17 protein-coding genes are annotated in these 20,237 nt (G+C 25.3%); 10 read left to right on the plus strand and 7 right to left on the minus strand.

Going from position 1 to position 20,237, the window contains the following annotated elements:
* The first annotated feature begins 1 nt into the window (after window position 1).
* The 7 genes from neuC (at window position 2) to EW14_RS06900 (ending at window position 8,488) form a co-directional block, all read left to right on the plus strand.
* Window positions 2-1,171, plus strand: a complete 1,170-nt coding sequence (gene neuC, locus EW14_RS06870) for a UDP-N-acetylglucosamine 2-epimerase (RefSeq protein WP_042850752.1) — start codon at window positions 2-4, stop codon at window positions 1,169-1,171.
* 2 nt (window positions 1,172-1,173) lie between these two features.
* Window positions 1,174-2,115, plus strand: coding sequence for a D-isomer specific 2-hydroxyacid dehydrogenase family protein (locus EW14_RS06875; RefSeq protein ID WP_042850753.1), 942 nt, complete (start codon window positions 1,174-1,176; stop codon window positions 2,113-2,115).
* 37 nt (window positions 2,116-2,152) lie between these two features.
* On the plus strand, window positions 2,153-2,890 hold the full coding sequence (locus EW14_RS06880; RefSeq protein WP_197049565.1) for a methyltransferase domain-containing protein: 738 nt from the start codon (window positions 2,153-2,155) through the stop codon (window positions 2,888-2,890).
* Between the two features lie 72 nt (window positions 2,891-2,962).
* Entirely contained in the window at window positions 2,963-3,880 is a 918-nt protein-coding gene (locus tag EW14_RS06885; RefSeq protein WP_042850755.1) for a class I SAM-dependent methyltransferase, read from the plus strand.
* A gap of 5 nt (window positions 3,881-3,885) precedes the next feature.
* Window positions 3,886-5,655, plus strand: a complete 1,770-nt coding sequence (locus EW14_RS06890; protein WP_042850756.1) for an asparagine synthase-related protein — start codon at window positions 3,886-3,888, stop codon at window positions 5,653-5,655.
* A gap of 108 nt (window positions 5,656-5,763) precedes the next feature.
* The gene (locus EW14_RS06895) at window positions 5,764-6,864 is read left to right on the plus strand and encodes a hypothetical protein (RefSeq protein WP_042850758.1); all 1,101 of its coding nucleotides are present in this window, start codon (window positions 5,764-5,766) and stop codon (window positions 6,862-6,864) included.
* 106 nt (window positions 6,865-6,970) lie between these two features.
* Window positions 6,971-8,488, plus strand: a complete 1,518-nt coding sequence (locus EW14_RS06900; protein WP_042850760.1) for a hypothetical protein — start codon at window positions 6,971-6,973, stop codon at window positions 8,486-8,488.
* Between the two features lie 31 nt (window positions 8,489-8,519).
* On the opposite strand, the gene EW14_RS06905 is transcribed toward EW14_RS06900, so the two are convergent.
* Together EW14_RS06905 and EW14_RS06910 are read right to left on the minus strand one after the other, a co-directional pair.
* Window positions 8,520-9,275, minus strand: a complete 756-nt coding sequence (locus EW14_RS06905) for a class I SAM-dependent methyltransferase (protein ID WP_042850762.1) — start codon at window positions 9,273-9,275, stop codon at window positions 8,520-8,522.
* 434 nt (window positions 9,276-9,709) lie between these two features.
* Window positions 9,710-11,149 (minus strand): mannose-1-phosphate guanylyltransferase/mannose-6-phosphate isomerase, encoded by a 1,440-nt coding sequence (locus EW14_RS06910; RefSeq protein WP_042850763.1) that lies wholly within the window; start codon window positions 11,147-11,149, stop codon window positions 9,710-9,712.
* 391 nt (window positions 11,150-11,540) lie between these two features.
* Here EW14_RS06910 and gmd point away from each other — a divergent pair, with 391 nt between their 5' ends.
* Window positions 11,541-12,665 (plus strand): GDP-mannose 4,6-dehydratase, encoded by a 1,125-nt coding sequence (gene gmd / locus EW14_RS06915; protein ID WP_042850765.1) that lies wholly within the window; start codon window positions 11,541-11,543, stop codon window positions 12,663-12,665.
* A gap of 19 nt (window positions 12,666-12,684) precedes the next feature.
* The gene (locus tag EW14_RS06920; protein WP_042850766.1) at window positions 12,685-13,680 is read left to right on the plus strand and encodes a GDP-L-fucose synthase; all 996 of its coding nucleotides are present in this window, start codon (window positions 12,685-12,687) and stop codon (window positions 13,678-13,680) included.
* 77 nt (window positions 13,681-13,757) lie between these two features.
* Here the strand turns inward: EW14_RS06920 and EW14_RS06925 are convergent, their stop codons facing one another.
* Window positions 13,758-14,570, minus strand: a complete 813-nt coding sequence (locus EW14_RS06925; protein WP_042850767.1) for a glycosyltransferase — start codon at window positions 14,568-14,570, stop codon at window positions 13,758-13,760.
* 163 nt (window positions 14,571-14,733) lie between these two features.
* Window positions 14,734-15,561 carry a 2OG-Fe(II) oxygenase gene (locus tag EW14_RS06930; protein WP_042850768.1) on the minus strand — a complete coding sequence of 276 codons (828 nt, stop codon included), beginning with the start codon at window positions 15,559-15,561 and terminating at the stop codon, window positions 14,734-14,736.
* A gap of 121 nt (window positions 15,562-15,682) precedes the next feature.
* On the opposite strand from EW14_RS06930, the gene EW14_RS06935 reads away from it, so the two are divergent.
* The gene (locus EW14_RS06935) at window positions 15,683-16,675 is read left to right on the plus strand and encodes an NAD(P)-dependent oxidoreductase (RefSeq protein WP_042850769.1); all 993 of its coding nucleotides are present in this window, start codon (window positions 15,683-15,685) and stop codon (window positions 16,673-16,675) included.
* A gap of 22 nt (window positions 16,676-16,697) precedes the next feature.
* Here EW14_RS06935 and EW14_RS06940 read toward each other — a convergent pair whose 3' ends face one another.
* From EW14_RS06940 to EW14_RS09755, 3 genes are all read right to left on the minus strand, one after another.
* A complete protein-coding gene (locus EW14_RS06940; RefSeq protein ID WP_042850770.1) occupies window positions 16,698-17,969 on the minus strand; it encodes a hypothetical protein in 1,272 nt (423 codons plus the stop codon).
* Window positions 17,962-19,050, minus strand: a complete 1,089-nt coding sequence (locus EW14_RS06945; protein WP_042850772.1) for a glycosyltransferase — start codon at window positions 19,048-19,050, stop codon at window positions 17,962-17,964. Before EW14_RS06945 ends, EW14_RS06940 begins: the two co-directional genes overlap by 8 nt.
* A 157-nt stretch (window positions 19,051-19,207) precedes the next feature.
* On the minus strand, window positions 19,208-20,104 hold the full coding sequence (locus EW14_RS09755) for a sugar transferase (RefSeq protein ID WP_197049566.1): 897 nt from the start codon (window positions 20,102-20,104) through the stop codon (window positions 19,208-19,210).
* Window positions 20,105-20,237 lie beyond the last annotated feature (133 nt).

A 20,237-nucleotide genomic window follows, 5' to 3' on the forward strand; every position in this document is an offset into this window, starting at 1 on the left:
TATGAAAATAAAAATAATGTTTTCTGTACTAAGCAGAGCTAACTACTCAAGAGTAAAAAGCTTGATAATAGAATCATTTAAAGATGATTATATTGATCCAATTGTAATAATCGGATGTGGAGCTATTTGCGAAGAGTATGGAAGTATTATAAATGAATGCAAAAAAGATGGTATTGAAATTCATGAGTCAATTAGCATCCTTATGCATGAAAAATCAAAAGAAAATATGATAAGAACAACCGCATTAGGAATGATAGATTTTAGCAGAATTTTGAATAAATATCATCCAGATATAGCAATAACTATTGCAGATAGATATGAAACAATTAGTTTTGCAATTTCATGTTCCTTTATGAATATTCCTTTAATTCATCTTCAAGGAGGCGAGCCAACAGGAAGCATTGACGATAAAGTAAGAAATTCAATAACTCAGCTTGCTGATTATCACTTGGCCTGCACTAAAGACGCTAGAGATAGATTAATTAAATGGGGAGAGTCTAAAGAAAGAGTTTTTAATATTGGATGTCCATCTCTAGATCATATAGAGAAAACTAAAAATATTAAAGACTTAAAATCAAAAATCAACCAAATTAATTTAAAAAATAATGTAGAAATTAACATAGAAAAAAATTATTTAGTTTTGCTTTTTCATCCAGACACAAATAAATCTCATCAAGAATTTGAAATAGTTATAAAGGCAGTAAAAGACTTTTGCGAAGAAAAAATAATTGATTTAGTTATCCTTAATCCTAATCCAGATTTTGGATCAAAAGAAATTAAAAAAATAATAGAATCTATAAATCCTGAAAAATCTAATACTAATAATTTAAAAAATAAAATAATTATCTTAAAAAATTTAAATAGTTACGAGTATATTAATTTGATACAGGGAGCAGAGATCCTTGTTGGGAATTCATCTTCAGGGATAAGAGAAAGTTCATTTCTTGGGATCAAATCATTAAATATTGGCAGCCGACAAAAGTTTAGATATAAATGTGAAAATGTATTAGATGTTGATATTTGTTATGAGTCAATATACGAAGGCTTAGAGAATAGACTTTTAATAGAAAATCCAAAGGAAAATTATGCTTATGGTGACGGAAACAGTTCAAAAAAAATACTTGATCTTTTAAAAAAAATAAAGTTCACAATTAAAAATACAAAAGTATAGATATGCAATATAACTACTACATTAGTGAAATTGAAAATTTTCCAACTCAATTTATTAACTTTATTGCAAAAAAAGAAAAAAAAATATTGAATGAAACCAAAATCAAAAATAAAGCTGAAATTCTTTTTATAAGACTTAAATATAAAATAGACAAAAAGTTTTTATCCGATTTTGATAATCTCAAGGTAATTTGTACAGCCACTACTGGTATAACTCATATTTGTAAAGAGTTATTGGAAGAGAAAAATATAAAATTAATATCATTGGCTGGAGAAGAAAATTTCCTAAAAGATATAAAACCCACCGCTAATTTAGCATTATCGATGATATTAAAAGCACAATCAAATATTTTAGATTCAGCAATTTCAGTTTATGAAGGAATATTTGATAGAAGTAATTATTTTAGAAAAACATTTGAAGATTCTATTGTTGGGATACTAGGTATGGGAAGGTTAGGAATTTTAGTTAGTGAATATTTAATTAAATTAGGATTTAAGGTTTATTATTTTGATAAAAAGAATATCCCATGTTTTAATTCTAAATTAATCAAGTGTGAATCCATAAATGATTTATTCCTAAAGTGTCAGATAATATCCATACATATTAATTATGAAAAACACAACGATAATCTGATTAATAGAAACCTTTTATCAATTAAGCCTCCATATAAACTAATTAATACAAGTCGTGGTGAAATATTCCGAGCAGATGAGATTGAATTTTGTTTAAAAAAAAATCTTTTAACTAGTTATTTTACAGACGTATTAGAGGATGAACCATTTAAGAGTAAAGATGGAATTAAAAAATCAAAAATATGGAACTTACAAAAAAGATATGGGTTAAATTCAATTTTCATAACTCCTCACATTGGAGGGGCTTGTTGGACTAGTCTTTATAAATGCGAAACATTCATTATTCAAAAACTTGTAAAGCAACTCCAATAAAAATAATTTATTTACTTTATAAAGTCATTGACTTATTATGGTAATCTATAAAAAAAAGATAATGGGTAATACAGGAGATAACATTTTAAGTGAATCAGGACTTTGGTCATTCGGAGGGGATACACCCTCTAAATTTAATAAACACGTATCCAAATCTGTACCTCTTTATAAAGAAGGGCATGATTTAATTTGTGGCATGGCAGAATTTTTTGTACCTCAAAATGGGAAGGTCCTTCATATTGGATCAAGTACAGGCATTTTGACAAACAAAGTTGCCAAAACCTTAAAAAAAAGAGACGCACAAATCATAGGTTTGGAGATTGAGCCAAATATGATTAAAGAAGCAAAACTAATGGATTACGAAACAAATATTGAATACATAAATGATGATATTACTACCTTTGATATTGGCGAAAATTGTAATAATTTAATAATCTCATACTATACAATTCAATTTATACATCCTTCAATGAGACAATTAGTTGTCGAGAAAATCTATAAGTCATTGATGTGGGGTGGAGCATTCATTATGTTTGAGAAAGTTAGAGGTTCTGATGCAAGATTTCAAGACATTTTTAACTCTTTTTATCAAGACTTTAAATCGAAACAAGGCTACTCTGCAGATGAAATACTTGAAAAGCAGAGATCCTTAAAATCTATTCTGGAACCTTTTTCAAGGCAAGGCAATATAGATATGCTAAAAAGAGCTAACTTTGTAGATATTGAATCAATATTAAAATATGCATGCTTTGAAGGTTTTTTATCAATAAAATAAGAATTTTTATGTATCTCAAAATCTCGATTATAAAGGTTATAAAATTCAATTAATTAATAAATTTTTATTATCTTGAAAGAAAATAAAGTAGAAATAAATATCGGCAAAGAAATATATGAAAAACGATGGTCTAATTCTCTTAAGAATGGGGATTATGATATTTTATCAAGAGATGAAAACCTAGATAACCAAGTTCAGTATTTTTACAATAGGTATTGTGAATTCATATTAAATAAAATAAAAGCCCATTTCAAAAATTACCCATATAAAAATTTAAGAATTCTTGAAATAGGTTGTGGAAGAGGAACAGCTTCAATTTATTTAAGTAAAAAATTAAATTGTAAAGTTACAGGGATTGATTTCAGTAAAAATTCTATTGAAATAGCTAAAAAAAACGCTAAATTTCATTTTTCAGAGGCAGAATTTTTTATAGCAGATTTATTTGAACCAAAAACAATTTTAGAAAAAACAAAAAATACTAATAAGGAGTTTGATATTATTATTAGTTTAGGTGTACTAGAGCATATTGAACAATTAAATAAATGTTTTCAAATTCATAATGAGTTATTAGATCATAATGGCTTGTTTTGCGCAATGATCGTTCCAGAAAAAAAATCAATACAAAATTATTTTTCTTTCATTAACAGACTTTTATCATCTATCGCATTATTAATTTCTCCAAAATTCAGAGATAAATTTTCGCATCTAGATAAGAAAACATTATCAAAAACGAAAGATGTTTATAGATCCTATAAATCTGCAAAATATTTTAAGGATAGCCTTATCAAGGCAAACTTTATAAATGTAGTAACTATAGAATCAAATCCTTACCCTACTCTAAGACCCCTTAATAGATTTTTTGAAAAATTTGTAGTAAAAACTTATATGATTATTGAATATTTGTTTTATGGATTATTCAAAAAATCTATTTTTTTCAACTGCAGTACAAATTTCTCAAGGTGTCATTTTTTAATAGGAACTAAAAATTAAAATAAATGTGTGGTTTTTTTATATCTCCTTCATCATTTGATCAAATAAAAGCAAATTTTTTATTCGAGAAATATATTGCTTATCGGGGAGTTCTCCCTAAAAAAGAGTTGGTATTTAATCACTATAATTTTAAATTTTCCAGATTACCAATAGTTGACGTTGGTTCATATCAAAATCAACCCTACCAATATAAAAACCATGTTTTAGTTTTCAACGGTGAATTATATAATTATCAAAATATAAGACAATTATTAGAAAAAAAATATAAGGTTCAATTCACAAGTAAAACCGATGTTGAAGTTTTCCTTAAAGGATTCTTAACATTAGGTCCAAAAAAATTTTTTAAAATCGCTTGCGGTATGTGGGCTTATGTAATAAGTGACAAATTAGGGAACTTTTTTTGGGGAAGAGATGAGTACGGCATTAAGCCATTATTTTTTATGAAAAAAAATTATGAATTATTTTTCTCATCCAGTCAACCAGCTCTTCTAGAGACGTTTGATAACCATAAATTAAATAAAAACATTTTAAGAAGATTTATAGTAACTGGTTTTCAAGACCCCAATAGTTTTTCTTTTTATGATAACTGTGAGTTAGTAAAACCTGGAAATTGCTATTACTTTAATTATGACAAAAAAGAAATTCAGAAAGAGATTTGTCTATTTTCTGATGAGAAAATTTTAGATAAATCATTAAGAGAAGTTGTCGATGAAGCAATAATTTCTCAATATCCTAAGGAAGTAAATTCTTCAATAGCCTTAAGCGGAGGTCTTGACAGTTCAATAATACTTCATGTTTTATCTAGAAATAATTTAAAATTTACTTCTTTTTCTTTAGATCTTTTGAATTCAAAAAAAGAAAAATCTCTCATTTTTCAAACAATAAAACAATATAAAAAACAACATCAATTTATTAAAACTGAATCATCGGAATTATTGAATTCATGCAAGGAAATAATTTTTAATTTTGGCCAGCCATTAAGATCATGTCAACCATTAAATCAGTATTCTCTAAGAAAAGTAGCTTTACAATACAATAGTAAAGTTTTTTTTACAGGTGATGGCTCGGACGAAATTTTTGGAGGTTATACACAAGGCTTCTTCTTTTTCTTAAAACAACTCATTGATAAAGGTACTAAAGAAAATCTAATAAGAAATAAATTATTTGATTTTAAAGATCTTATAAATTTGAAGGATGAATTTCTTAAGGAGGATATAAAAAAATTAATTGAAAGAAAAACAAATATTTTTAATCAAGATCTGACTTGGCAAAATATTTTTAAAAAAGAAGAATTCACTCTTCCAAAAACTCCTGAAGATTTAAAATCTTACTGTGATTTTAGACTTTTCATACACCCAATGCCCTATTGGCTAATGACAGAAGATATTTTAAGCTTAGTAAATGGTATTGAAACTAGAATTCCCTTTCTAGATCAAAGAATAGTCTATAAAAGTAAATTTTTAGAAAGAGAAAATTTTTATTTTAATGGTAAAAACAAATATCACTTAAGAAACAGCTTTTCTGATCTTCCTGATCATATTAAAAATTGCAAAAATAAATTTCCTCGACCCTCTGACACTACTGAATTTATTTTCGAAAATGAGATTTCAGATTCTATTGAAAAATTCTTAAAATCTGATGACTTCAAAGAACTTTTTCAAATAAATCATGACTTCTTCTTAGAAGTTTTTAAATCTGATAAAGATAGAAAATGTTCTTTAAGATCTGATAATTGGTTTAGGATCTTATCAAGCTACCTTTTCTTAAATAAATAAAATATTTTGAATACATCTATTGAAATTTCGAAAATCTATTATATTTTATTATTAATATTGAGTATTTTAGGATTTAATTTTTATTTCCTTTATTTTAGTAATTAGAAAATGAAAATTGCCATACCAAAATACGATATAAATATAGGTAGTCAAAGAATTCCTTTTTTTGTTTATAAAAATTTACTTGAAAAATATTACTCTGTAGAGTTTGTAGGATACGATGAAATTAAAGAATCAAATATAGTATTTGTATATTCAGGATTTAAAAATATAAATACACTTATTGCGAAAAATAAAAAGGCTAAATTTATAATGTTTAAACCTCATCTAGAAATTCCGATAGCTTGTTCAGATACTTCATTAATAAAAAGATTATTAACTTTTATTTTTTATTTTTTTAAGATTAGATTTAATAACGAAAAAAAAAATCAAATCGAAAATAATAGTCTTGCTGACCTTTTGATTTGTGATACCCCTAGAATTTCAAGGTTTTTTAGTTCTAGAGGATATAAAACTGTATATTGTGCTTTGATAGATAATTTTGATAATAAAATAATAAGCTCAAGAAATAATTTAGACTGTAATAAAGATGTTTTTAATATCCTTTTTATAGGAAACCTTTCACATTTCAATAGCAATATAGCAAATCTAATAAGAGCAATAAGTGTAAGCAATTTAAAAAACAAATATAATGTTGTTATTAATTGTCTTTCAGGAAAATCCAAAAATAATAAAATATTTTATAAAAAAAATAAAATTTCTATTAATTACATCGAATATAATGATTTTAATTTAAGTGAGCTTTTAATAAATTGCGATTTAGGATGGGTACCCAACTCATACCCATTATCAAGTTTGATTAATAATAATTTCATTAAAGCAATATTTTGCGGTGGGACTCAATATTATGACATTTTTAATCTTCAAAAATTCTCATCAAATGCTGGAAGATGTTTAATATTTGCTCAATATGGAATACCTTTCTTAACTCATCCAAATGAGGAAACATCATTTACTTTTAATTTTCTTAATAACTACTCATTTTACGAATCAGAAAAAGAGTTAGCTTATCATCTAGAAAACTTCTCTTCCAAGTCTTATAGAAATAAAGTAAAAGAAATTTTATTTTCTAATTTCAATTATGAAAAATTTGCTATTAGAGAAGTAGGTAAACTTTATAATGCAATAAATATAACTACAAAAAAATAGTCTTTAAATTATTATTCAAAAAGATTTTCAAATAAAAAATATTGAGTTAAAAATTTGTAAAAAATTTACATATTATTATTGTAGAATATTCTAAATTAATGATTTAATGAAAACGATATTTATTGTTGCTAAGGAAGATACTATTGGTCTAGCTGCATCAAGTTTTGATTTAATAAAAGAATCAACTCCAAATTATGATCCAATAATTATTTTAATCACTCCCCTTGAAGAAATAATATTCAAAAAAAAAATTAAAATATATTTAAAATCTCGAAAGTATATTTCCTGTTGGCAAGGTGTTAAGAAGTATTTAAATAAAAATGACTTAGGAAGAAGATTAAAAGAATTAGATGAGAAACTATTTAATAAAATTCAATTTGAAAGTTTAACTGATCCTTCTCAAATATTTGATATAAATAAAAGACTTCAATTTAAGAAAAAAAATCTTAATTACTTCAAAAATTATTTATATGCTTGTTCTTTACATTTACATGATATTTTATCAAATAATAAAAATTCTATTATTATTGATTTTAGTATTTATGACATAAGTCGATCTATATTATTAAGTGTAAGTAATTTTTATGATATAAGTTATAGGTCCATAATTAGAAGTCGTTATAAGAATTATATTTTTAGAACAGAGAGACTAGGTGAGGATGTTGCAAATATTTTAGCTGTAACAAAACATAATTTAGAAGAAATAAAAAAAGCAAAAAAAGAAATTGAAATTTATAAAAAATCAAATGATATTACGCAAAATGTAGAAAAAAAATTTATTATTAAAAAATTCTCAATAAAAGAAACCCAAAAAACTATCTTATTTAATATACGTAGAACATTATCATATATAGTGAGATTTATAAACCAAATAATATTTAGTATTAATTCTCCAAAATTAATAAAATATCAACGTTACTTAATTGGAGATAACTTCGCTATTTGCATAAATGGAATTTTAAAAACATTTAGAATTTTATACAGATTATGGAAACCAACAAAACAATATAATTTTATTTTTAAAAATTTCATTTACTTTCCAATGCCTAATAGTGTTGAAAATAGTGATTCAAGATTTAATAACGGATTTTTATCTGAGAGTTATTTAATAAATTTACTTAGACCATATCTTGGTTTTTTTAAATTGGTATGTAAAGATCATAGATCAATGTTAGGAGATAGAACATTTCAAGATGAGAGAATTATCTCATCAATTAATAACTTAGTTTACATATCAGAATGGAATAATAATTGGCAAACATCAGATCCACTAAATTTGATAAGAAATTCTGATTTAACTATTTGCATTTCTGGGACTTCTGGATTAGAGGCTGCTCTTTTAGGAAAACCTATAGTAATCCTTGGAAAACCTATATATGGTGAATACTTTAAATTAAAGGGCAAAAATTCACAGAGTGTCTATGAAATAGTAAATGATCTGAAAAGAGGAAGTTTTTCTTTAGAAAATTATCTTATCCCCATCGATCTTCTAGCTAAATATATATCTTGTAGTATTAAAAAAGGGTTGCCAATAGATGTTTATTATTTAATAATTGATCCATTTTCAAAAAGAAATTCTCCCAACTTATCAAAATTGATTAATTTTCTTTTAAAAGATAACTAAGAAAATTAAGTAATTTAATTTAAATTGGTTTTTAATTATATTTGCGAAAAATCATTAATTTACTCCTAAATATTCCAAAAAAGTAACAAAATAATTTTGATCTAGATAAAAATCTTGTTAATTTTGGTCCCATATATTTTATGGTTAAACTATTTTCTTCATAAATAAATTTCAAATTATATTTACTGAAAAGATAAATTAATTTTCTCTTACTAATATAATTAGTTGACTTTTTCATGTATTGATAAATTTCTTCTGCATTATTAAAACTAGCATTACATAATCTCAAATTGAACATCACATTATAATAAAATTTATTGATTATTAAACCCCCAAAAGGTACTCCAGTATGAGCCTCAAAAATTGCAGTTCTGGCAGGGAAATAATGTAAACAATAACCTCCTTGTTGCAAAATTCTTGCATTTTCTTTAATAAATTCTTCTAGATTAATAATATGTTCAATAACCGATGAAGAGAAAGCAAAATCAATGCTATTTGACTTGCAAGGCCATGAATAGCATTGATTCTCTTCTAAAATTTCAGATCTTGACTTTCCATTGGAATTTATAAGTTTAATTTGATTATTATTAATTAAAATTTTTTTGTAATTTCCTTCCTTAAATTCAACATCTATCCCAAAACCGGATTTACCTTTACTTATCAAGTAGTGAGTAAGATTTCCATTTCCACAGCCAATTTCTAACCATTTTATATGACTTTTTAAAAAGTAATATTCAGAAAATTTAATAAGTAATTTACCAAACTGTTCTAATTTTAAATTACTCATTTTTATTTAAATATTTTTTTAATAAATTTTTTATACGTTATTTTCCATATATAGAAGGTTATGCTTTTAATTTTAAAAAAATTAATTTAAGTTTAATATCTTTATATATAAGATTTAAAAATCTAGACAAATAAACTAAGATGAAATTAATCAATTTAAAACTCCTGAAAAGCAAATTTTATCAATTTCCTAAGATAAAAATTGCGAACAATGGCTTTTTAGATTCTATTTCAAAAGCTAACTTATCTTTTAGAAATTGAAAATCTATTCTTCAAATTAACTATAAATAATTTTGATTTTGCACAATTACTTATTAGGGATTAAGGCTCTGCAGGAGATTATAATTTAAAAGATGTTCAGAATTTAGTAGAAATTTAAACTTTATGGAAAAAAAAGATTAAGTTTAATAGCTCTATTTTATATTTAACAATTGACTAATTTCTACCATAATCGTCTGCAAATCTGATTATGTCATCTTCACCTAAATATGTACCACTTTGAACCTCAATTATTAGTAATATCTGATCGGTTGGATTTGACAATTTATGTTTAGAACCTAGTGGAATAAAAGTACTTTGATTCTCTTTTAGAATTATCTCTCTATCATCAATCCTTACAAGTGCTGTCCCTTCAACTACTACCCAATGTTCTGCCCTATATTTATGTTTTTGTAAAGATAATGAGGCGCGAGGATTAACCTTGATTAACTTAACTTGCCAACGATTATCGCTTGCTAAAGAAATATAATTTCCCCAGGGACGAAATCCCTTTTTATGTTGTTTAGCCTCAACTATCCCCTTTTCATTTAGCTCATTAACTATATCCTTAACTTGTTGTGCATGATTTTTATCAGATACTAAAATCGCATCATCAGTATCAACAACTATTAGTTCTTTAACTCCCATTCCAACTATTAATTTATTATTTGAGGTTTTAAAAAAACTATCAGAGACATTTTTCAAAAAGACTTTACCTTGAATGTAATTACCTTCTCCATTTTTTGTTTCATATTCCCATAAAGACTTCCAATTACCTATATCAGTCCAATTTACATTTAAAGGGACAACAGTTCCAATTTTAGTTTTCTCCATAACAGCTATATCAATAGATATAGATGGGCATTTTTCAAAAATATTTTCATCTATTCTCTTAAAATCTAAATCATCTTTTGATAATTCGATAGCTTTTTTGCACAATTTTATAATCTCAGGATGGAATTTTTCAATTTCAGAGACAATCTTGGCGGCCTTAAAAACAAACATACCACTATTCCAAGAATATCTTTTATCTAACAAAAACTTTTTTGCTAAGGATAAATTTGGTTTTTCAATAAAATTTTTTATTTCAGAACCTTCTAAAGTTTCTAAATTCAATTCTTCTTTTGATTCAATATATCCATAACCAGTATTGGGAGATGTAGGTAAGACTCCAAAGGTGACTATTCTACCTTTTTTAGCCAACTGAAATGATTTCGATAATGCTTTATAAAAATTATCATTATATTCAATTAAATGATCTGAAGCCAATACTAAAAGGATGGGATCATTATTTAATTCTAAAGCTTTTAAGGCAGCCAGAGCAATGGATGGAGCTGTATTTTTACCAAAAGGTTCCAATAATATTGAGGTTGGTTTAATGTTTATCTCTCTCATTTGTTCAGCAGCTATAAATCTATGTTCCTTATTACAAATAAGAATTGGAGGGGAAATATCTTTAAAAGATTTAAGTCTCTCTTGTGTTTGCTGAAGTAATGATTTGCTACTTTTAGAATTTAAATTCAGAAATTGCTTTGGGAAGCTCTCTCGAGAAAGCGGCCATAATCTTGTTCCTGAACCACCACATAAAATTACTGGGAAAATATCTTTATCAAACATAAAATATTTATAATTTTTAAAGAAACAATATCTTAATGAATCAAAAAATTAAACTTTTAAATTCAGTAAAATTATTTATAGTATAAATTATGGTGTTAATAAAGGATCTAAATATCAAGTACATTTTTATTCTTAATATTTTTTTATTAAATTTCTTTGACATTGCCAATCATCTTTAAAAATATTCTCTTAATCTTTCAATTGGTTGCAATTAAATTTTTCTAATAATTGTTCCGTAATAGCGAATGAAATATGATTATCTAAATTCCTATGTTTGTGAATTTATAATATAAATTGATGTAAAGACTCTTACTATTAGTAAACATATAGTACTTTAAATATATATTAAAAATTGTAGGCAAAAGTAAAGATATATTCTTAAAATCTTTATATGAATAAAGGAATTAATAAAGTCGCCTTGATTATAGGTGTAACTGGACAGGACGGAAGTTATCTTGCTGAACTACTTTTAGAAAAAGGTTATGAAGTTCATGGTATTAAGAGAAGATCAAGTAGTTTTAATAGTCAAAGAATTGATCATTTGTATAAAGATCCACATGAAAAAAATAATAACTTTATGCTTCACTATGGTGATTTAAGCGATAGCACAAGTTTAATAAGAATCATTCAAAACGTTCAACCCGATGAGATTTATAATTTAGGAGCTCAAAGCCATGTAGCTGTTAGTTTTGATAGCCCTGAATATACTGCCAATATTAATGCTTTGGGAACATTAAGGATTCTTGAAGCGGTAAAAATTCTTGGGCTCATAGAAAAAACAAAAATCTATCAGGCTAGTACAAGTGAGCTTTTCGGGAAAATAATGGAAAGTCCACAAAGTGAAACAACTCCTTTTTATCCTAGAAGTCCCTATGGAGTAGCAAAACTTTATGCCTATTGGATAACTGTTAACTATAGAGAAGCATATGGAATTTTTGCATGCAATGGCATTTTGTTTAACCATGAAAGTCCAAGAAGAGGAGAAACATTTGTTACGAGGAAAATCACAAGAGGACTAGCTAGGATTGATACTGGATTGGACGACTGTCTATTTATGGGAAACCTTAATTCTCAAAGAGATTGGGGCCATGCAAAAGATTATGTTTATATGCAATGGCTAATGCTTCAACAAGACAATCCTGATGACTTTTTAGTAGCGACTGGCAGAAAGGAAACCGTTAGAAGATTTATTGAACTAAGTGCTAAAGAACTAGGTTGGGGAAATAATACTGGTACAAATCCATCTATAGTATGGGAGAATGAGGGTGTTAAAGAAATTGGAAGAAGAGGAGATACAGGTGAGATAGTTATTAGAGTTGATCCAAGATATTTTCGTCCAACTGAAGTTGATGAATTAAAAGGTGATCCCACCAAAGCCCTTAAAAAATTAAAGTGGAAGAATAAAACTTCATTAGAGCAATTAGTTAAAGAGATGATAACTTTCGATAAACAAGAAGCATTGAAAGAATATATTTTAAAAAAAGAGGGATTTACAAACGACGCTCCTCATAAATAAATTTCTAAATTTTTAATTTATGAAAAGCAAAATTTCAATTAATGAGACCTTCTTCGTAGCAGGTGCTTCAGGAATGGCAGGAAGTGCAATTTGTAGATCACTTCGAAACAAAGGTTACGGTTGTAAAGATAAAGGAGGAAAGCTATTAACTCCCACGAGAAAAGATTTAGATTTACTATCTTATGAATCAGTAATTAATTGGTTTGATGCGAACAAACCTACAGTTGTAATAATTGCAGCAGCAAAAGTCGGAGGAATATATGCAAATTCAACTTTTCCTGCAGATTTTCTTCTTGAAAACATCAAGATTCAGACAAATATAATTGAAGCTGCATGGAAAACAAATGTTAAAAGGCTTCTATTCCTTGGAAGTAGTTGTATTTATCCCAAAAATATTTTAGAACCTATTAATGAAGAATTTCTATTATCAGGGCCATTAGAAAAAACTAATGAGCAATATGCAATCGCAAAAATAGCAGGGATAAAACTCTGCGAATCCTTGTCAAAACAATATAATCTAGATGCTATATCTCTAATGCCAACCAATTTATATGGTCCAGGGGATAATTATGATTCAAATAATAGTCATGTGATGGCTGCAATGATAAAAAGGTTTTCAGAAGCAAAAAAATTGTCACTTAAATCTGTAACTTGTTGGGGGTCTGGAAACCCTTTGAGAGAATTTTTATATGTAGATGATCTTGGAGACGCAGTTGTATTTGCACTTGAAAAGTGGGATCCAAAATCAAAAAGTGCTCCTCTAGACAATCATGGAAATCCTCTTTTTTATCTTAATGTGGGTACTGGTAAAGATATAAAGATTGAAGAACTTGCAAAGAAAATTGCGAGATACTATGAATATTATGGACAAATAAACTGGGATATAAAAAAGCCTGATGGAACTAAACGAAAAGTTCTTGATGTTAAAAGACTTAATAGCCTAGGTTGGCAGAGTAAAACATCACTTGATGAAGGTTTAAAAAAGACGATTATTTCTTACAAAAATTTAAAATAAACAAATATCATTTAATTAAAAAATTATTATACTTTTGTAAGTTAAGAGGTAAATCTTTCAAATAAAATAAAAAATATTTAATTATCAATATCTTTGGAGTAATATTCAATAATTTGCTTACTATATCTTTTTGGATATTTAAATTTTATGATTTTTTTAATTAGCCTTATAAAAATTTTTAAAAAGAAAATATATAAAAATCTTACTTTATAAAGATTAAAAGAAAACTTTAGAGTTTCTAAGAATCCATTAAAATATGAAATTAAGTTTTGAGTGCTTTTTCCTCCTAAGGGCATTAATGTGATTATCTGATCTAAATAAATAGGCTTAAATAAATTTTTTTTTCTTAAAAGTATTTGTTGTTTATAATCAGAAGCAATTTTAAGATTATTGTCAAAAAGAGGTTTAATTTTGCAAGCAACATCTCTTTTCAAAATAAATGAAGGATGTGGAAATTGGATTAATGGTATTTTTTTATAAAACCAGCCAAATCCCAATAAAGAAAAATTATTTATATTTGTTTCATTTACTTGAGCAGTATATCCAATTAAACAAGTTGAAAGTGAATTTCTACAGAAAGAATAATTGATATTTTCTAATGCTTGATTGGAAAGTAATATATCTCCTGCATTTAAAAATATCACTAATTCACCAATTGCATATTTAAATCCTTGATTCATGGCATCATAAACCCCAGAATCCTGTGCAAAGTAAATCTCTGTATTAGGAAAATCACCGAAATTAATTACCTTAGTCCCATCATTAGAAAAGCCATCTTTAATAATATGTTGAAAATTTCTATAAGTTTGTCTTTGAACAGAACTAATTGTTTTAATTAAATCTTCTTTAGAATTAAGTGTAACTGTTATTATTGAAATTTTATAATTCATAATTTATTAAAGGTTAAATTCATTCAAAATAATAGTCATAATAATATTACAAAGTTAATTCTAAAAATTTGAAAGATTATTACATCAGTTATATCAAAAATATATTTTTTTTTTATTTTTGACAATATTAAAGTAAAGCATTAAAAGAATTAAAAAATAAAAATTATTTATTTCTATATTGGCTAGTTGAAACTGATTTATTTGTGAGTTTGTAAATAAGTTTTTTTGCGAATGTGCGAGTTAATGCATTTAATTTAAGATAAGTTCCCTTAACAAATTCTTTTTTAAAACCACGAAATGATGTTGAGTGGTAATAATTTGTGCCTGATGGTGATTCTTTAGAAAAATAATAGTTACTTATACACTTTCTACGTTTAGTTTCTGATTTAATTTTTTTTACTCCATGTAACGATCTATTATCTGTTCTCATAATGACAAGTCTATTAAAAGCACAGCTAATTTCATCTGCTTTATTTTTAATACCATTTGGATAAAGTACTAATTCACCCCCATCCTTAATGGGATTAAAATCTTTATTTACGTAATAAAGAAGATTTAACCTTCGAAAGTTTTGCATATTTCTATCGTGTGAATTATCAATATGTGGATTCAGAAAACATCCTTTACTCATACTCGATATTCCACCTGCGTATAATTCTGGATCGCCAATTAAGTTTTTTATTGAAGTAATTTCTCCTATTATTTTTATTACATTTTCTTCTTGAAAGGAATAAATACATTCCTCTATTAAATTCTGTTTATCAATAAAATGAAAGCCTATATATTTATTTTCTTGAGGACCATTTAAATGAGTTAGCTCATTTTCAAATGGGAAATAGTCACTTAATTTCGTCGCAATTTTAATTGGTAATAAATCTTCTATAACAAGAAAGTTAATTGCACTTGATTCTTCATATTTGTTTTTCAAATAATTTATTCCAAGTTCTTTAAGTCTTTTAATTATGAGTGTAGAGATCTCATATCTATTCATAAATTCTTTTCAAAGTAGTTGTTATTTATTATTATATAAAATTGAGTTTAACATTTAAAAATTAGCACTAAATGTTAGTTTAATAGAAAATCCAAACAATTAAATAATATAGATTAAAGAAATGAGTAAAGAATCCTTCTTAATTACAGGAAGCAGTGGCTTTATAGGAAAGGCATTATGTAAGTTTTTAACTTCAAAGGGTTACAAAGTTTTTGGTATTGATAAAGTAAGGTCTGATTTCTCGGATTTTAATTTTAAATATTTTGAATTAGATTTGCTTGATATTCATCCAAATGAATTATCTAATATCATTCCCAAAGTAGACTATATTGTTCACCTCGCAGCTAGAACTGACCTATCTGGCAAAAGATTATCAGAATACGATGTGAATATTGAGGGAGTAAAAAGAATGTGCGCATACTCAGGGATTATTAAACCAAGAAAAGTATTATTTGCTTCAACGCAATTAGTTAATTGTATTGGAGATATTCCTAATGGCGTTAATGATTATAATCCTGATACATTTTATGGATTATCAAAGGTCATTGGAGAAGAGATAGTGAGGTCATTTTTTAAAAATTTAGAAATAAATTGGTTAATTTTTAGACCTACCACGGTTTGGGGACCAGGAATGTCTATACATTATCAAAATTTCCTTAATTTAATTTTGGAGAAGAAATATTTTCATATTGGATTTAAAAAAAAGAAAAAGTCATTTTCATATATAGGGAATTCTGTTAATCAAATATTTGAATTATGCATAAATGAAAAAGAACTTCTTTCAGATTTAACTATCTATCTATGCGATCCATTCAATATTGAAATCAAACAATGGGCAAATGATTTAGCACTAGGTCTTGGTGCTCCCAAACCTTTTACTTTGCCCCATAAATTATGTTATTTACTAGCTTTTTTAAATGATAACTTTTCAAAATTACTGAAAATAAAACCTCCAATACCCCTAACTCTTAGAAGATTAAAGAACATTACAACACCTTATATATTTCAATCAAATTTACTTTGGCAAAATTCCTCAATTCTTTATGACTATAAATCAGCTATAAAAAATACATGCTCTTGGTTTCTAAGTAAAAAAATCGAAAATTTTAAATGATTTTCGGAAATAGAGTTTTTAATTAAGAGGTATTTTTTTCAAAATAATTGACTTCGTTATTTTCTTTGATGTTAATTTTTTGTTTAAAAAATTTGCTTGAACTTAAAATTATTAAAGTAATAATTCCTGTATATGGGTTGCACATATAAAATATATAAGAAATAAATAATGTTTTATTTTTTCTTATTTCTTTAAATACAATTGGTATAACTAATAAAAATTTTGCAATTGAACTCATTAAGATTCCAATAAAAATCCCATAATCAGCTAGATAATTAGAAAAACTTTCATAAAAAGATGGATGCCAATTTTCTTTTAATAATTCAGGTACAAGTTTGGCATGCGTAAGAGAATGACCATAAATTATTGGTTTATTTTCAAATAAAAATCTAGGGATAAAACTTAGATAGCTTGTCTTTGCTATCTGGCCTTCAGTGATTCCTGGACCATTATTCTGTAGGAAATAATTAAAGCCTCCTATGTAATCAAAAGTAGAAGCAAGTTGCGGAATTATTGAAGTATAATCTTGACCTTTTAGAAAGTTATATAGTTGAGCTGAAAATGTTATTAATAATAAAATCAGTGAAGAAAATATAATTAAATTTTTTAACTTAGGAAGCTTCATTAAATGAATTGATCTATAAGTAAAAAATAATAGTAAAGGTAAAAATAAAAAAGATTTAGAACCTAAAAAGAACAATAATAAAAAATAAAATATTAGATAAATATATGTTTTATTTATTAGGGAGAAAGCTGAAAACACGGCAAATAATAAACTAGGCAAAGTTGTAAATACTAAAAGATTTTGTTGCAATAAAAATTTACGAGTAAGTCTTGGATTTAAAAAAAATTCTCTTACCACAGGATTGATTATAAAAAACGCAATCGAAATTAAACTAATAGACATTAAAAATAGATTAAAAATTTTTAAAGATTTATTATTTCTTAAAAATAATTGAAATGATTTTAAATCAGTTACAAATATTTTTTTATTAGTTAAGGAAATAAAAAGAGCAACCATTAAAACTGGAAGCCAAGTCATGAGATAAATTATTAAGCTTGTTTGTATAGGAATTTTATATTGATTTTGCAAGCAGAAAAATAATCCGCCTATATGTAAATTAAGAATTGGATAAATAATTATTGGAATTGAAATTATTAATGCATTTTTAAAAAAATAATAAAAAATTAGAATTGTTAAGCTGCTAAAAAATAAAAGTATGTAAAAACTATTAAATGTTTCAATTAGAGATGCTGAAAATATTATCTCATCTGTATAAACTGAACTAGACATTTTTTTGTATTAGCTCTATTAGTTCTTTCTCTTTAAATTGTTCCTTATTTATAAAATTTTGCAATTCATTATAGTTTGTTTTTTTAAAGTTATTAATTGAGGAATTTATTTCATTGATAAGTGGATTAATATTATTAGTATCAATTCTAATTAAATTTTTAAATTCATTTGAATTATAAATCCCATGATTTAATGCTGCTGTTTTTTTATTTAGAGAAATCGATCTACAAACTGGCAGGCAAAGTCCCTCACAAGAAGAAGTAGAAATTAACATTGAACAATTAATAATTAATGAAGCAACTTCTGGATCAGGAATATTTACAAGAATATTTACATTTGAATAGCTTTTAAAAATATTTTTCAAATTTGTATCACCTACAATTATAAAATTTGCTGGAAATGATTTTTCTATAATTTCTTTTAAGAGGGAAATACCTTTTCTTTTTCTTGAGTTTGAAATAAACAATATATAAGGGGATTGATATTTTATTATATATTTATTATTTTTAATATCCCATTCTCTCCCAAAAAAATAAGGAATTGGAATTTCAATCAATTTTTTTTTATTTATCCCAAATTTTTTATTTATTTCTTTCAAAGTGTAATTTCTTGGAGAAAATATTTTTGTTTTTTTATATTTAGAGAGTTCTTTAATTCTTCTATTTAAAATATATCTTTTAAGAAAACCAAATTTTTTTTGTTTAGTTGCTTCAATATAACAAAGGTCATGCACTATAAACTTGAAGGATATATTATTATTTTTTAACTGTTTAGAAAGTAAAAGAGGAAATTGAAAAGGACAAAATATTTCATTTATCGATCTATCCTTTAGTTTGTAAAATTTGAAAATAGAGTTTAGTTTAAAGGGTAAATAATTCTTTTCTATTAAAGTTACTATTGTTGATGAATTACCTGCTTGTTCCCAAAGATCAAAAATAATCTTATTTTCTTTTTGGGTAGTAGCTGGTAATTTTACCTTTACGCCTATCTTGAAATAGGTATAAAGCAAAACTCTGCTTACATATCCAATACCTGTATATGAATCGACTCCAATAGCATTATCAAAATATAAATGCCGCATCTACTTTGCCAAATAAATTTAATCATAAAATAACAATTTTGATAAATCTAAGCAATAAAATATAAAAAAATATATTTATTTAGATTAAAGACATATAAAAATTATTCTTAATATTATTTTTTTTAAAAATATTTCTATGAAGATCTCTTAATTAAATTTATCTATCATCAATATTTATAACTAATCTGATTGTTTTAAAAAATATCAAAAAATCTAGCCATAAACTAAAATTATTAATGTAATAAAAGTCATAATTTAATTTAATTTTAGATTCTTCAATTGAAGAGGGATATTTTTGGTTAACCTGAGCCCAACCACTTAAGCCTGGCTTTACTTTGTATCTAAAATTATAATCAGTAATACTTTCACTTAATAACTTGTCAAACTCAGGCCTTTCCGGCCTAGGACCAATTAAAGACATATCTCCTTTTAAAACTGAACATAATTGCGGTAATTCATCTATTTTTGTTTTTCTAATAAAACTGCCAATTTTTGTTATTCGATTATCTCTTTTTTCACACCACTTTGGTCCATTTTTTTCAGAATTAATGCGCATTGATCTTATTTTATAAATAGAGATAAACTTATTATTCTGACCAGTCCTTAATTGTTTATATAAAATAGGACCTCCATCTTCGATTTTAATTAATAAAAAAATTATCATTAAAAGAGGAAATGAAAAAAATAGAATAATTAGAGATATGGATATATCGAAAATCCTTTTTAATAATTTTTGGAAATTTAGATAAAAAAAGTTTTGACGATATTTATTTATATTTGAGATACTAAAAATTTTTGTAGGTATATTTTCAAAATAAATTTGATAAAATTTAAATAAAGAAATTTGCTTAACATATTTATATTTATTAGAAAAATGTCTTTCTGCAGTAATAACCAATGTATTATTTTCATTATAATTTTCAATTTCATTAATATCCTTTAGACAAATCAAATTAGTATTTGGAAATTCTTCAGAAAAGTTTTTCTTAATATCTAAAAATAGATTTGAATCAACTAAAAACAAGAAATTTTTAAATGAAAATAATTTTTTCATCCTCGAATAAAATTTTATCAAAGAGAATTTTGTAAGAAAATCTAAAAACACATAAGTTAAAGACAATAAGGAATAGATTTCAAAATTTTGAAAAATTGAAAAGGAAAAATAAAAATTTATTACTACAATGTTT

The sequence above is a fragment of the Prochlorococcus sp. MIT 0604 genome (assembly GCF_000757845.1).
Taxonomy (GTDB): domain Bacteria; phylum Cyanobacteriota; class Cyanobacteriia; order PCC-6307; family Cyanobiaceae; genus Prochlorococcus_A.

Excerpts from the sequence above, each read along its gene's own strand:
- EW14_RS06890 (WP_042850756.1), top strand. The coding sequence starts at position 3,886 with ATGTGTGGTTTTTTTATATCTCCTTCATCATTTGATCAAATAAAAGCA.
- gmd (WP_042850765.1), top strand. The coding sequence starts at position 11,541 with ATGAATAAAGGAATTAATAAAGTCGCCTTGATTATAGGTGTAACTGGA.
- EW14_RS09755 (WP_197049566.1), bottom strand. The coding sequence starts at position 20,104 with ATGAAAAAATTATTTTCATTTAAAAATTTCTTGTTTTTAGTTGATTCA.
- EW14_RS06900 (WP_042850760.1), top strand. The coding sequence starts at position 6,971 with ATGAAAACGATATTTATTGTTGCTAAGGAAGATACTATTGGTCTAGCT.
- EW14_RS06880 (WP_197049565.1), top strand. The coding sequence starts at position 2,153 with ATGGTAATCTATAAAAAAAAGATAATGGGTAATACAGGAGATAACATT.
- neuC (WP_042850752.1), top strand. The coding sequence starts at position 2 with ATGAAAATAAAAATAATGTTTTCTGTACTAAGCAGAGCTAACTACTCA.
- EW14_RS06925 (WP_042850767.1), bottom strand. The coding sequence starts at position 14,570 with ATGAATTATAAAATTTCAATAATAACAGTTACACTTAATTCTAAAGAA.
- EW14_RS06910 (WP_042850763.1), bottom strand. The coding sequence starts at position 11,149 with ATGTTTGATAAAGATATTTTCCCAGTAATTTTATGTGGTGGTTCAGGA.
- EW14_RS06935 (WP_042850769.1), top strand. The coding sequence starts at position 15,683 with ATGAGTAAAGAATCCTTCTTAATTACAGGAAGCAGTGGCTTTATAGGA.
- EW14_RS06905 (WP_042850762.1), bottom strand. The coding sequence starts at position 9,275 with ATGAGTAATTTAAAATTAGAACAGTTTGGTAAATTACTTATTAAATTT.
- EW14_RS06875 (WP_042850753.1), top strand. The coding sequence starts at position 1,174 with ATGCAATATAACTACTACATTAGTGAAATTGAAAATTTTCCAACTCAA.
- EW14_RS06920 (WP_042850766.1), top strand. The coding sequence starts at position 12,685 with ATGAAAAGCAAAATTTCAATTAATGAGACCTTCTTCGTAGCAGGTGCT.
- EW14_RS06945 (WP_042850772.1), bottom strand. The coding sequence starts at position 19,050 with ATGCGGCATTTATATTTTGATAATGCTATTGGAGTCGATTCATATACA.
- EW14_RS06930 (WP_042850768.1), bottom strand. The coding sequence starts at position 15,561 with ATGAATAGATATGAGATCTCTACACTCATAATTAAAAGACTTAAAGAA.
- EW14_RS06940 (WP_042850770.1), bottom strand. The coding sequence starts at position 17,969 with ATGTCTAGTTCAGTTTATACAGATGAGATAATATTTTCAGCATCTCTA.
- EW14_RS06895 (WP_042850758.1), top strand. The coding sequence starts at position 5,764 with ATGAAAATTGCCATACCAAAATACGATATAAATATAGGTAGTCAAAGA.